This is a genomic window from Pseudomonas sp. GW460-12-10-14-TSB1 (assembly GCF_017349775.1).
In the GTDB taxonomy this organism is placed as follows: domain Bacteria; phylum Pseudomonadota; class Gammaproteobacteria; order Pseudomonadales; family Pseudomonadaceae; genus Aquipseudomonas; species Aquipseudomonas piscium.
In genome coordinates, this window is record NZ_JACNAC010000095.1 from 1 (window position 1) to 13,870 (window position 13,870).

11 protein-coding genes are annotated in these 13,870 nt (G+C 65.0%); 6 read left to right on the forward strand and 5 right to left on the reverse strand.

What is annotated here, in order from left to right:
- The 5 genes from hflK (J4D52_RS29605) to cfaB all read left to right on the forward strand — a co-directional run.
- A partial coding sequence (gene hflK, locus J4D52_RS29605; RefSeq protein ID WP_207272215.1) for a protease modulator HflK occupies positions 1 to 1,779 on the forward strand: 1,779 nt, incomplete at its 5' end.
- Positions 1,776 to 2,819 carry a protease modulator HflC gene (gene hflC / locus J4D52_RS29610; protein WP_102676084.1) on the forward strand — a complete coding sequence of 348 codons (1,044 nt, stop codon included), beginning with the start codon at positions 1,776 to 1,778 and terminating at the stop codon, positions 2,817 to 2,819. The genes hflK (J4D52_RS29605) and hflC, both read left to right, overlap by 4 nt.
- Positions 2,816 to 3,874: a protease modulator HflK gene (hflK, locus tag J4D52_RS29615; protein WP_102676085.1), complete on the forward strand. Its 1,059-nt coding sequence runs from the start codon at positions 2,816 to 2,818 to the stop codon at positions 3,872 to 3,874. Before hflC ends, hflK (J4D52_RS29615) begins: the two co-directional genes overlap by 4 nt.
- On the forward strand, positions 3,871 to 5,775 hold the full coding sequence (locus J4D52_RS29620; RefSeq protein ID WP_102676086.1) for a cation-translocating P-type ATPase: 1,905 nt from the start codon (positions 3,871 to 3,873) through the stop codon (positions 5,773 to 5,775). Before hflK (J4D52_RS29615) ends, J4D52_RS29620 begins: the two co-directional genes overlap by 4 nt.
- A 332-nt stretch (positions 5,776 to 6,107) precedes the next feature.
- Entirely contained in the window at positions 6,108 to 7,295 is a 1,188-nt protein-coding gene (gene cfaB / locus J4D52_RS29625; RefSeq protein ID WP_102676088.1) for a C17 cyclopropane fatty acid synthase CfaB, read from the forward strand.
- 10 nt (positions 7,296 to 7,305) lie between these two features.
- Here the strand turns inward: cfaB and cls are convergent, their stop codons facing one another.
- Complete coding sequence (gene cls, locus J4D52_RS29630; RefSeq protein ID WP_102676089.1) at positions 7,306 to 8,745, reverse strand: cardiolipin synthase; 1,440 nt, start codon at positions 8,743 to 8,745, stop codon at positions 7,306 to 7,308.
- A 274-nt stretch (positions 8,746 to 9,019) separates the two neighbouring features.
- Between cls and J4D52_RS29635 the strand changes: the two genes are divergently transcribed.
- A complete protein-coding gene (locus J4D52_RS29635) occupies positions 9,020 to 9,541 on the forward strand; it encodes a DUF3617 domain-containing protein (protein WP_102676090.1) in 522 nt (173 codons plus the stop codon).
- 133 nt (positions 9,542 to 9,674) lie between these two features.
- On the opposite strand, the gene thrS is transcribed toward J4D52_RS29635, so the two are convergent.
- The 4 genes from thrS to hisI all read right to left on the reverse strand — a co-directional run.
- Positions 9,675 to 11,573 (reverse strand): threonine--tRNA ligase, encoded by a 1,899-nt coding sequence (thrS, locus tag J4D52_RS29640; RefSeq protein WP_102676091.1) that lies wholly within the window; start codon positions 11,571 to 11,573, stop codon positions 9,675 to 9,677.
- A gap of 42 nt (positions 11,574 to 11,615) precedes the next feature.
- On the reverse strand, positions 11,616 to 12,953 hold the full coding sequence (locus tag J4D52_RS29645) for a dihydroorotase (RefSeq protein ID WP_102676092.1): 1,338 nt from the start codon (positions 12,951 to 12,953) through the stop codon (positions 11,616 to 11,618).
- Between the two features lie 2 nt (positions 12,954 to 12,955).
- Entirely contained in the window at positions 12,956 to 13,516 is a 561-nt protein-coding gene (locus tag J4D52_RS29650) for a carbonate dehydratase (RefSeq protein ID WP_009051649.1), read from the reverse strand.
- The coding region (hisI, locus tag J4D52_RS29655; RefSeq protein ID WP_207272216.1) for a phosphoribosyl-AMP cyclohydrolase at positions 13,513 to 13,870 on the reverse strand (358 nt) is incomplete at its 5' end. The genes J4D52_RS29650 and hisI, both read right to left, overlap by 4 nt.

The following is a 13,870-nucleotide window of genomic DNA, read 5'->3' on the forward strand; positions in this document are numbered from 1 at the left end:
GTCAATCTGGCCGCGGCTTTGCTGGTGCTGGTCGGCGGCCTGCAGGCGGCGGGCTGGGTCAGTGCCTGGCGCGCGGGTGTACTGCGGACGCCAGAGGCTGCGCCGAGCCCGCCGGTTGTGGATGAACCCTTGCCCGATGACGGCTGGTATGAACGCCTGCTGGATGGCATCAGCCAGCGTTGGTCCGGGCTGCTGGCGCAGATCGGCGCGCCGACCTTGTGGCTGGGCGGCTGGGCCTTGCTGGTGCTGATGGTGATCGAGCAGGCGTGGAACCTGAGCCTGCCCGCCGCAGCCCTGGGCCTGGCGGGCAATGTCGGCGCGGTGCTGGCGCTGTTGCTGGCCTTCGGCTTGCTGGTGTTCGAGCGCCAGCTGAGCCAGGAACACCCCGGAGAATGGCCGGAAGCCGCGGCGCTGGCGCAGTTGGCGCGAGTGGCGATCATCAGCCTGGTGCTGGCGGCGCTGTGCCTGTTGTTCAGCAGCGATACGGCGCTCTGGCCGGTGCGCCTGGGCGTGCTGATCGGTGTCTTGCCGGCGCTGGTGGCCCTGGAGTTCCTGCTGCGCGCGGTGCTGTCGTTGTTCAGTCCGCGTCGCGAGCAACTGGAGCCGCGCATGCTGGCCCACAGCGTGATCGCCGATCTGTTGCGCTGGCCGCCGCAACCCTTGCTGGCCTTGCAGCACGAACTGCACAACCGCTTTGGCATCGACCTGCGGCAGATCTGGGCCTTCACTTATATGCGCCGGGCGTTCCTGCCGGTGCTGCTGGTGGTGCTCGGGGTGGGTTGGCTGCTCACCGGCCTGCATGAAGTGCCGTTGCAGGGGCGGGGCATCTACGAACGTTTCGGCAAGCCGGTGGCGGTCTTTGGCCCGGGTTTGCACGCGGGTCTGCCATGGCCGCTGGGCCGGGTGCTGAGTGTCGAGAACGGCGTGGTACATGAACTGGCCACCAGTGTCGGTGAGACGCCTACGGTGATCGAACCGGCGTCCGCCGAAGGGCCGCCACCGCTGGTGGCCAACCGCTTGTGGGATGCCAGCCATGTGAACGACAAGTCCCAGGTGATCGCCAGCGGCGACGCCGACAAGCAGAGCTTCCAGATCGTCAACATGGATGTGCGCTTCGTCTATCGCATCGGCTTGAGCGATCAGGCGGCGTTGGCGGCGACCTACAACAGCGCCGACATTCCGATGCTGATCCGTAGCACCGCCAGTCGCATCCTGGTCCACGACTTTGCCTCGCGCACCCTCGATGGCCTGCTGGGCGAAGACCGTACCGGCCTGGCCGAGGATATCGGCCGCGCGGTGCAGGCCGACCTGGAGAAGCTCGACAGCGGGGTGGAGATTCTCGCCACCGTGGTCGAGGCCATTCACCCGCCGGCGGGCGCCGCCAATGCCTATCACGGCGTACAGGCCGCGCAGATCGGCGCCCAGGCGCTGATTTCCCGCGAGCGCGGCGCGGCCAGCGAGCAGACCAACCAGGCGCAGTTGCAGGCCAGCATCGCCCGCGACCAGGCCACAGCCACGGCCCATGAAGTGCAGGCCACGGCGCAAGCGGCCGACCTGCGTTTCAGCGCCGAGCAAATGGCCTATGCCAGTGCCGGCCAGGCGTTCGTGCTGGAGCAGTATTTGAGCCAGCTGAGCCAGGGCCTGCGCAACGCCAAGTTGCTGGTGCTCGATCATCGCCTGGGCGGCGCCAGCGCGCCGACCCTCGACCTGCGTACATTCACTTTGCCAACCGAGCCTTCGGTGCCGGGTAACACCGCTCAGCCAGGAGCCGTCCATTGAGCCAGTCCCATTCCCACGATCATCAGGATCACGCCGGCCACGATCACGGCCATGGCGGCCATCACCATCACGGGCACCATCATCACCACGGTGTGCCGGAAGAGGCGGGGCCCTTTCCCTGGCGGCGCATGGCCTGGGCGCTGTTGCTGGTGCTGTTCGCCGTCGCCGCGGCAAGCCTGGTGCAAGTGCGTTCCGGCGAGGCCACGGTGATCACCCGTTTCGGCAACCCGGCGCGGGTTCTGCTGGAGCCGGGCCTTGGCTGGCGCTGGCCGGCGCCGTTCGAGGCGGCGATCCCGGTGGACCTGCGCCTGCGCACCACGTCCAGCGGTTTGCAGGATGTCGGCACTCGCGACGGCCTGCGCATCATCGTCCAGGCCTACGTGGCGTGGCAGGTGCAGGGCGATCCGGACAATGTAAAACGTTTTATGCGCGCGGTGCAGAACCAGCCGGACGAAGCGGCGCGGCAGATCCGTACCTTTGTCGGCTCGGCCCTGGAAACCACCGCCAGCAGTTTCGACCTGGCCAATCTGGTGAACACCGACGCGAGCAAGGTGCGCATCGCCGACTTCGAAGCCCAGTTGCGCAAGCAGATCGAACAGCAGTTGCTGAGTACTTATGGCGTGCGCGTGCTGCAAGTCGGCGTGGAACGCCTGACTCTGCCCTCGGTGACCCTGACCGCCACAGTCGACCGCATGCGCGCCGAGCGTGAAACCATCGCCACTGAGCGCACGGCCATCGGTAAGCGCGAAGCGGCGCAAATCCGTTCCGCCGCCGAGCGCGATGCGCGCATCGTCCAGGCCGACGCCACGGTGAAAGTCGCGGATATCGAAGCCCAATCCCGAGTGCAGGCGGCGGAGATTTATGGCCGCGCTTATGCCGGTTCGCCGCAGCTGTACAACCTGCTGCGCTCGCTGGACACCTTGGGCACTGTGGTGACCCCAGGCACCAAGCTGATTCTGCGCACCGATGCGGCGCCGTTCCGGGTGCTGGTGGACGGGCCGCCGACCCTCGGTAATAAAGCCGCCGGGTCGCAACCATGAGTTTGGTTCCACGTGGAACATCTGAACTTGGCAGCCCCTGGATTCAGGCCGGTCGCCTGGCGTTTCTCGCCCTGTATGCGGTGACCGTGCTGGCGGCACTGGCCTGGGCGTTTTCCAATGTGCGGCAGATCGATCCACAGAACCGCGCGGTGGTCCTGCATTTCGGCGCCCTGGACCGGATACAGAACGCCGGTTTGTTGCTGGCCTGGCCGCAGCCGTTCGAACAGGTGGTGCTGTTGCCTGCCGCGGACCGGGTGATCGAGCGGCGGGTGGAAAGCCTGTTGCGTTCCGATACGGCCTTGAAGGGTGACAAGGTGGCGAGTTTTGCCGTACCGCTGAGCGATGCCCTGGCCGGTTCCGGTTACCTGCTGACCGGCGACGCCGGGGTGGTGCAGCTGGATGTGCGGGTGTTCTACAAGGTCACCGAGCCTTATGTCTTTGTGCTGCAGGGCGAGCATGTGCTGCCGGCGCTGGATCGGCTGGTGACCCGCAGTGCCCTGGCCCTGACCGCCGCGCGCGATCTCGACACCATTTTGGTGGCGCGCCCGGAATTGATCGGGGCCGACAATCAGGCCGCCGAGCGTCGCGAACGGCTGCGCGGCGATCTGGTGCAGGGCATCAACCAGCGGCTGGCGGATCTGGCGGCGACCGGGCAGGGGATCGGCATCGAAGTGACCCGGGTCGACGTCCAGTCCAGTTTGCCGGGGCCGGCGGTCAGCGCCTTTAACGCGGTGCTGACTGCCAGCCAGCAGGCCGACAAGGCGGTAGCCAACGCCCGCACCGAAGCCGAAAAGCTCACGCAAACCGCCAACGAACAGGCCGACCGCAGCTTGCAGGTGGCGCACGCCCAGGCCGGTGAACGCCTGGCCAAGGCCCAGGCGGATACCGCGACCATCCAGAGCCTGGCCCAGGCGCAACGCAACGGCACCGACCCGGAAATGCTCCTGCGTATCTACCGTGAACGGCTGCCGAAGATTCTCGGCCAGGCCGGCTCAGTGACCACGGTCAATCCCAAAGACGATTCCCGCCTGATCATTCAGGGAGCCCAACCATGACTGCCCACACCCATGCCGCCGCGCCGGCGAGCATGCTCACCTCAGCTGAACAACGCAGTGCCGCGCGCCAGCTGACCCTGGCCATGCTGGCCCTGGGGCTGCTCGGCCTGGGCCTGGTCTGGCGCTGGCTGGCTCCGGAGCAGACCGGCGTCAGCCAGTTGCTGCTGGGTTTCGCTTCGTTGCTGGTGGCGCTGCCGGTGATGCGTTCGGCCTGGTACAGCCTGCGTTACCCGAGCCTGCATGGCATCACCGACCAGTTGATCGCCCTGGCCATGCTCGGCGCCTGGGCCACCGGCGACCTGCTGACCGCGGCGCTGTTGCCGATCATCATGATCTTCGGCCACGTGCTGGAAGAGCGCAGCGTCATCGGTTCCCAGGAAGCCATTCATGCCCTGGGTCGTTTGACCCGCAGCCATGCGCGACTGGTGCAGGCCGACGGCAGCATTGGCGAGGTGGATAACGCTACGCTCAAGGCCGGCGATGTCGTCGAAGTGCGCGCCGGCGACCGGGTGCCCGCCGACGGCCTGGTGCTGTCCGGGCAAGCCAGCCTCGACACCGCGCCGATCACTGGCGAGTCGGTGCCGCTGGAGGCCGATGTCGGCATGCAGGTATTCGGCGGGGCGATCAACCTCGACGGCCTGCTGCGCCTGGAGGTGACCCGCACCGGCCACGAATCGACCCTGGGCAAGGTCATCGCGCTGATGCAAAGCGCCGAGCGTTCCAAGCCACCGATCACCCGTTTGCTCGAGCGTTACGCCGGTAGCTACATGGTGCTGGTATTGCTGCTGGCGGCGGTGACCTGGTTCATCACCAACGATGCCCAGGCGATGCTCGCGGTGCTGGTGGCGGCCTGTCCCTGCGCCCTGGTGCTGTCCGCGCCGGCCACGGCGATTGCCGGGATCGCCGTGGCGTCGCGTCACGGCATTCTGATTCGCAGCTCGGCGTTCCTCGAGGAGCTGGCGGACCTGACCTCGCTGGTGGTGGACAAGACCGGCACCCTGACGTTTGGCACTTTGCGCCTGCAATCCATCGACAGCCCGCGGGAAGACCGCCAGGCCTTGTTGAACCTGGCAGCCAGCCTGGGCTCGGCCAGCAGCCACCCGGTCAGCCGCGCGCTGGCCGGATTGGTGGCCCAGGAGCATTTCCTGGTGCTGTCGGATATTCGCGAGCGCCAGGGCCTCGGCGTGGTGGCGCAGACCGAGCAGGGCGAAGCGGCCCTGGGGCGTCCCGAGTTGTTCGGCCAGCTAGGTATCGTCACCACGGCGGTACCGGAACATGACGGACCTATTGCCGGGCTGGCGCTGAACGGTGAGTTTCTCGCCTGGCTGTTGCTGGCCGACAGCGTCAAACCGGAAGCGCGTTTTGCCCTCGACGAACTGCGCGAACTGGGGCTGGGCCGCCAGCTGTTGCTGACCGGCGACCGCCAGAGTGTGGCCGACAGCCTGGCGCGGGATGTCGGCATCGGCGATGTCGAAGCCCAGGCGCTGCCGGAAGACAAACTCAAGCGTGTGCTGGGGGAAATCGACAGCGGTTTCCGGCCGATGGTGGTGGGCGACGGGATCAACGATTCCCTGGCGCTCAAGGCTGGCGTGGTCGGTGTGGCCATGGGCGCGGGCGGGGCGGATATCGCCCTGGCCTCGGCCGATATCGTGCTGATCGGCAGCGACCTGCGGCGCCTCGGCACCTGTGTGCGCCTGAGTCGCCAGTGCCGCCAGACCCTGCAGGTCAATGTGATCATCGGTCTGGGCTGGACCCTGGCCATCGTCGCCTTCGCCGCGTTCGGCTGGCTCGGCGCGGCGGGGGCGATGATCGCGGCGGTGCTGCATAACCTCAGCACCTTGCTGGTGCTGGGCAATGCCGGGCGCTTGCTGCGCTTTCAGGAACCGTTGCTCAAGTTGTAAAGAGCGGGGCTGATGGAGCGCTGTTTTGCGGCTATCGCGAGCAAGCTACGCTGCTACAGAAGGGCGAGCGTCGGCGGGTTTTGCGTGAGTGCCTTTAGGGTGGGGAAGCGCGGGTTTGAGCGCCTGGAGCTAGAATTAAACCAGATCGAACTGCGTGCCTGCTTGGCGGTCCTCTATGGAGAGGGCCCAGCTCCCAGGACGATCGGCTGGCTGTTCAGCATGGATTGTTGCAATGCCGGCACTGATGAATTTCAGCTATCAGATCGATAGCCTGCTAATTTTTCAGTATGGTCTAACCTCACTCAGACGTCTGAAACAAGGGGGGATAATCCATGCTCGCGCAACTTCCACCGGCCTTACAGAATCTGCAACTACCGCTACGCCTGCGGCTCTGGGACGGCCATGAATTCAACCTGGGGCCGGCGCCCAGCGTCACCATTGTGGTCAAGGACCCGCAACTGGTCACCCAGCTCACCCATCCCACTCTCGACGCGCTGGGGGCGGCGTTCGTCGAGGGCAAACTTGAACTGGAAGGCTCGATCAGCGAAGTCATCCGGGTTTGCGATGAGCTGACCCAGGCGCTGCTGGACGGCGATGAACAAGTGCTGCCGGTACGCTCCCTGCACGACAAGGCCACCGATGCGGCCGCCATCTCCTACCACTACGACCTTTCCAACGACTTCTACCAGCTGTGGCTCGACAGCGACATGGCCTATTCCTGTGCCTACTTCGAGACCGGCAGTGAAAGCCTGGAACAGGCCCAGCAAGCCAAATTCCGCCACCTGTGCCGCAAGTTGCGCTTGCAGCCCGGCGAGTACCTGCTGGACGTCGGTTGTGGCTGGGGCGGGCTGGCGCGTTACGCGGCGCGGGAATTCGGGGTCAAGGTATTCGGTATCACCCTGAGCAAGGAACAACTGGCACTGGCCAAGGAGCGGGTGATCGCCGAAGGCTTGCAGGACCAGGTGGAACTGCAACTGCTGGACTATCGCGATCTGCCCCAGGACGGCCGCTTCGACAAGGTGGTGAGCGTCGGCATGTTCGAGCATGTGGGCCATGCCAACCTGGCGCAGTACTGCAAGACACTGTTCGGCGCGGTGCGCGAAGGTGGCCTGGTGATGAACCACGGGATCACCGCCAAGCACACCGATGGACGTCCCGTGGGCCGCGGCGCCGGCGAATTCATCGAGAAGTACGTGTTCCCCAACGGCGAGCTGCCGCACCTGTCGATGATTTCGGCCGAGATCAGCGAAGCGGGGCTGGAGATCGTTGACGTGGAAAGCCTGCGCCTGCATTACGCCCGTACCCTGGACCACTGGAGCGAGCGCCTGGAAGACAACCTGGAAGCCGCCTCGCGGCTGGTGCCGGAACAGGTCCTGCGCATCTGGCGCCTGTACCTGGCCGGCTGTGCCTATGCCTTCGCCCGCGGCTGGATCAACCTGCACCAGATTCTCGCGGTCAAGGCTCACGCCGATGGCAGTCATGAACTGCCCTGGACCCGCGATGACCTGTATTACTCGTGAAACGCCGACTCTAAAGAATCGGTGAAATAAGCCGGGCCACCCGCATGCCAAGCTGTTGCAGGCGGTGGGTTTCCCGGCTTTCTTCTTTGGCGATTTCGCGCGAGCGCTCGAAGTCGAGGTTGAGCATCTGTTCCACTTCGCTGGCGAAGGCTTCATCCACCGTCAGCAACATCACCTCGAAATTCAGGCGGAACGAGCGGTTGTCCAGGTTGGCGCTGCCGATCGCGCTGATTTCGCTGTCGATCAGCACCACTTTCTGGTGCAGGAAACCTGGCTGATAACGGAACACCCGCACGCCGGCGCGTACCGCTTCGAAGGCGTACAGGCTGGACGCGGCGTAGACGATCCTATGGTCCGCGCGCGACGGCAGCAGGATCCGCACGTCCACACCGCGCAGGACGGCCAGGCGCAAGGCGGAAAACACGGCTTCGTCGGGGACGAAATAGGGGCTGGTGATCCATATCCGTTCGGTCGCCGCGTGGATGGCTTCGACGAAGAACAGCGAGCAGGTTTCATAAGGGTCCGCCGGGCCGCTGGCCAGCACCTGGCACAGCACGCCGTCGTCGGGGTAGGTGTCGGGCAGGATCAGCGGCGGCAATTGCCGCGAGGCCCAGAACCAGTCTTCGGCGAAAGACTCCTGCAGGCAGGCCACCACCGGGCCACTGACGGACACATGAGTGTCGCGCCAGGGCGACAGGGGCGGCTTTTTACCCAGGTACTCGTCGCCGACGTTATGCCCGCCGACAAACCCCAGCAGGCCATCCACCACCACAATCTTGCGGTGGTTGCGGAAGTTGATCTGGAAGCGGTTGAGCCAGCCGCTGCGGGTGGCGAAGGCATGCACCTGGATGCCGGCATCGCGCAGTGGATGCACATAGGAGTGGGGCAGGGAATGGCTGCCGATGCGGTCGTAGAGCAGATGGATCGCCACGCCTTCGCTAGCCTTTTTCAGCAGCAGGCTTTGCAGGCGCCGGCCAAGGTCGTCGTCGTGGATGATGAAGAACTGGATCAGCACTGTTGTGCGAGCGCGTTCGATGGCGGCGAAAATTGCGGCGAAGGTGGCATCGCCATTGACCAGCAGCCGTACATGGTTGCTGGCCAGGCAAGGCATGCGCCCCAGCTTGGGCATGGCCCGCAGCGAAGTGTAGGCGGCCGAGGCGCGGGCGCTCAGGGCTTCCTCGATCCAGGGGCGCCAGTTCAGCTCGTTGATCGCCTTGCGCATTTCCAGGTTGGCCTGGCGCCGGGCCTTGATATAGGCGTCGAAGGTGCTGCGGCCGAATACCAGATAGGGAACAAGGGTCAGGTACGGCATGAACAGCAGCGACAGGGCCCAGGCAATGGCGCCTTGGGCGGTCCTGACGGTCAACACTGCGTGGATGGCGGCGATCAGGCCGAGAAAGTGCAACGTGGCAATCAGATAGCCGAAGATATGTGGGCCAAAATAATCCATGGGGCTGCCTTGCTCCTGAAGATTCAATGCCTAGGGTCTGTACGAAAGGTGGCTGCGCTCGCTCATGCTGCGTTAAAAACAGGCTCGGAATGCTCATGTAGGCCCCTACACTCCGCTTCCTCGCCTGTTTTTGCCTTGCCTGACCTTCGCTCGCCGACCTTTCGTGCAGACCCTAACAGACCATGTTCGAGCATGATTGTCGCTAATTAATTCGCCATGCAACGCCGCTGCATTTTTAGCGTCTAACGGGCCACTACTGTCTAGGAGTCATTCGATGAAGCTTCGTCTACTGGGTTTGGCCATGGCTGCCGTTATCTCGCTTCCGCTGGCCGCGCAGGCCCAGATGCTGCAACCGGGCCTGTGGGAACTGACCACCAGCAACATGAAAGTCGATGACCAGAGCCTGCCAGACCTGTCGTTGATTCTCGGCCAGTTGCAACAACAGCTGACCCCCGAGCAACGGGCGCAGTTGGAGAAGCAGGGCGTGACCATGGGCGGCAAGGGCATCCGCGTGTGCCTGACGCCGGAACAGGTGAAGTCCGACACCATTCCGCTGCAGGATCCGCAATCGGGCTGCCGCCAGGAGGTCACCGACCGCACCTCGAACCAGTGGAAGTTCCGCTTCAGCTGCCCGAAAGCCCAAGGCTCAGGCGTGGCGAAATTCCTCAGCGACCGCGAGTTCACCACCAACGTCAGCGGCACCTTCAATGCCACCGGCTTCCAGCAGAAGGGCAGCATGGACACCCGCGCAGTGTGGTTGGGGCAGGATTGCGGGACGGTCAAACCAAGGGCCTAAAAAGCATCGCGGGCAAGTCGGATCGCCGCCCGCTCGCTCCTACAGGGCTGCGAGCGTTCATGAAAGGTATGAACGATACGCGGATGTGTAGGAGCGAGGCTTGCCCGCGATAGCGTCCGTCCAGACGCCGCTGCTACAACGTCGAGCGCATCTGCTCGGCCACCTCGCTCACCGCCCACCGCCCCAGATCCTCGCCATGGCGGTTGCGCAAGCTGACAAATCCCCCGTCCTTTTCCTTCTCGCCCACCACTAGCAGGTACGGCACTTTCTGCAGGCTGTGCTCGCGGATCTTGTAGCTGATCTTCTCGTTGCGCAGGTCGGCGCCGATCCGCAGGCCCCGGCGCTGCAGGGTGTCGGCCACCGAGCGGGCGTAGTCCGCCTGGCCTTCGCTGATAGTGATCACCACCGCCTGCCGCGGCGCCAGCCAGCACGGCAGGGCGCCGCTGTAATGCTCGATGAGGATGCCGATAAAACGCTCCAGGGAACCGAACAGTGCGCGGTGCAGCATCACCGGGCGCTGGCGCTCGCCGTGCTCATCGATGTAGCTGATATCGAAACGTTCCGGCAGGTTGAGGTCGACCTGCAGGGTGCCGCATTGCCAGTCGCGGCCGATGGCGTCGCGCAGCACGAACTCCAGTTTCGGACCGTAGAACGCACCTTCGCCAGGGTTGATCCGGTGGTCGATCGCCATGGTTTCCAGGGCGCCGGACAAGGCACCTTCCAGCTGGTCCCACAGCGTGTCGCTGCCGATGCGATGGGCCGGTCGGGTGGAGAGTTTGACCGCGACGTCGTGGAAGCCGAAGTCGCGATAGATGTCGAACACCAGGGCGATGGTGCTTTCGCATTCCGCCTGCATCTGCGCCGGGGTGCAGAAGATGTGCGCGTCGTCCTGGGTGAAGTGGCGCACCCGTAGTAGCCCGTGCAACGCACCTGAGGGTTCGTAGCGGTGCACCTTGCCGAACTCGGCGATGCGCAGCGGCAGGTCGCGGTAGCTTTTCAGGCCACGGCTGAAGATCGACACCGCGCCGGGGCAGTTCATCGGCTTGAGGGCGAACACCCGCTGGTCCTCGGTGGTGGTGCTGAACATGTGGTCGCGGTAGTTCTGCCAGTGCCCGGAGGTTTCCCAGAGGCTGCGGTCCATCACGTCCGGGGTGTTCACCTCCTGATAGCCGGCCTGGTCCTGGCGCCGGCGCATGTAGCCGATCAGTTGCTGGAACAGGGTCCAGCCCTTGGCGTGCCAGAACACCGAGCCCGGCGCGCAGTCGTCGAAGTGGAACAGGTCCAGTTGCTGCCCGAGCTTGCGGTGATCGCGCTTGCCGGCTTCTTCCAGGCGGGTCAGGTAATCCTTGAGGTCTTTCGGCGTGGCCCAGCAGGTGCCGTAGATCCGTTGCAGCGGCGCGTTCTTGGCGTCGCCGCGCCAGTAGGCGCCGGCGACCTTGGTCAGCTTGAACGCCTGGAGGATTCCAGTGAACGGCACATGAGGGCCACGGCACAGGTCTTCGAAATCGCCCTGGCGATACAGCGACAGCACCTGGTCTTGCGGGATGTCGCGGATCAGTTCGGCCTTGTAGTGCTCGCCTAGGTTGCCGAAGTACTCCAGGGCATCGTCACGGGACAGCTCGCGTCGGCGCACCGCATGGTTGGTCGCGGCCAGGCGGGTCATGCGGGTTTCGATACGCTGCAGGTCGTCGGGGGTGAAAGGCCGTTCGTAGGCGAAGTCGTAAAAGAAGCCGTCCTCGATCACCGGGCCGATGGTGACCTGGGCCGAGGGGTACAACTCCTTCACCGCCATGGCCAACAGATGCGCACAGGAGTGGCGCAGGATTTCCAGGCCCTCGGGCTCGCGGGCGGTGACGATGCTGACCCGGGCATCGCCTTCGAGCATAAAGGAGCAATCCACCAGTTGATCGTTCACCCGGCCGGCAACGGCCGCCCTGGCCAGGCCGAGGCCGATGCTCGCGGCCACCTCGTACACGGAAAGCGGCTGGTCGTACTCACGTTGTGAGCCGTCGGGCAGGGTGATGTGAATCATCGGGTGTTCCTTGGTGTTTCAGGGGGGATTCGGGGAAAGGGGTCAGCGGGTAAAGCGCAGCGGCAAACCCTGGCAGTTGTCGTACAGGCGCCCGGCGTGCCAGGCCAGTTGCCCCGACACCAGGGTGGTGGCGACGCTGTGGCGAAAACGCTGTTCGGCGAAGGGTGTCCAGCCGCATTGGGCAAGGATCGGCTGCTGGGCCACGGCGAGGCCTTCGGGCTCGGGCCTGATCAGTACCAGGTCGGCCCAGTAACCCTCGCGCAGGTAGCCTCGGTCGGGAATGGCGAACAGGTCGGCGACCCGGTGGCTGGTTTTCGCCACCAGGGTGGTGATGGGCAGCACGCCGTCGGCCACCAGTTCCAGCAGGGCGGGCAGGGCGTGTTGCACCAGCGGCAGGCCGGCAGGTGCCTGGCGGTAGGGCAGCTGTTTCTGCGCCCAGGTGTGCGGCGCGTGATCGCTGCCGATCACATCCAGGCGGTTGCCGAGCAAGGCCTGGCGCAGGGCGTCGCGGTCGGCGCGGGTCTTGATCGCCGGGTTGCATTTGATCAGGTGCCCGAGGCGCGCGTAGTCACGGTCATCGAACAGCAGATGGTGCAGGCAGACCTCGGCGGTGATGCGCTTTTGCGCCAGCGGTTTGTCTTCGAACAGCGCAAGCTCCTGGGCAGTGGTCAGGTGCAAGACATGCAGGCGAGTGCCATGCCGCTTGGCCAGATCCACGGCCAGCGACGAGGAGCGGTAGCAGGCTTCGGCATCACGGATCAGGGAGTGGGCCACGGCGGGAATCGCTTCGCCGAAACGCTCCTGCATGCGCCGCTCGTTGGCCTGGATGCTGGGGGTGTGTTCGCAGTGCGCCAGGAGAATGGTCGGCACCTCGGCGAACAACCGCTCCAGGACTTGCGGATCGTCCACCAGCATGTTGCCGGTGGAGGCGCCCATGAACACTTTGACCCCGGCCACCAGGCAGGGGTCGAGGGCGGCGACTGTGTCGAGGTTGTCGCGGCTGACGCCGAAGTGAAAGCCAAAGTTGGCCACCGAGTGGATGGCCGCGCGGCGTTTCTTGTCTTCCAGCGCGGCCAGGGTCAGGGTCGCGGGCTGAGTGTTGGGCATGTCCATGAAACTGGTGATGCCACCGGCCACGGCCGCCCGCGACTCGCTGTAGAAGCTGCCTTTTTCCGGCGCGCCGGGATCGCGGAAATGCACCTGGTCGTCGATCATTCCCGGCACCAGCCATTGGCCCTCGGCATCGATCTCGGTGCGGGCGTTCTCGCCTTCGATACTGCTGGCGATCTTCACGATGCGCCCATGGTCCACCAGCAGGTCGGCGTCGAACTCACGTCCTTCATTGACCAGCCGGGCGTTGCGAATCAGCACGCTGCTCATGTTCAGAACTCGTTCTGCAGGGCTTTGTAACCGCGCACCAGATCGACGTTGGTGCGCGCCACGTCCTCGGAAAACTCCGAGGCGCTGACGCTGACCGGCGGGAACTGCGAGAGGTCGGTATTGGGCCCGATGCGGGTGGTGGAGGGCACGTAGAAGCCTTGCGGCAGGTCGCGGCCATCGACCACCGAGTTGTGCCGCACCACGCTGCCGTTGCCGACCGCGCAGTTGAACAGCACGCTGTTGAAGCCGATGAATACCCGGTCGCCGACCGTGCACGGGCCATGGACGATGGAGCGGTGGGCGATGGAGGTGAACTCGCCGATGGTCACCGCCGCGCCGGATTTGGAGTGGATCACCACACCGTCCTGGATGTTCGAATTGGCGCCGATGATGATCGGGTCCATGGCGCCATGCTCGTTGACTTCGTCGGCGCGGATCACTGCGTAGGGGCCGACGAAGACGTTCTCGCCGATCACCACCTTGCCGCAGATGATGGCGGTCTTGTCGACGTAGGCCGACTCGGCGATGACCGGCAGATCGCCGGAGGGGTTCTTGCGAATCATGTTGGGGTTTCCTGTAGCGGTGTGCTGATGACCTGCACTGCGCCGTCGCGAATGGCGTTGTAAAAACAGTTGGGGCGCCCGGTGTGGCAGGCCGGGCCTTGCTGATCCACCAGCAGCAGGACGGCGTCGCCGTCGCAGTCCAGGCGCGCTTCGAGCAGACGCTGGCGATGCCCTGAACTTTCACCCTTGCGCCACAATTGCCGGCGTGAGCGCGACCAGTAGCAGACCTGCCCGCTGGCCAGGGTCTCGGCCAGCGCCTTGCGGTTCATCCAGGCCAGCATCAGCACCTCGCCGCTGTCGTGCTGTTGGGCGATGGCGGCGATCAGGCCGTCGGCGTTCCACGGCAAGGCATCG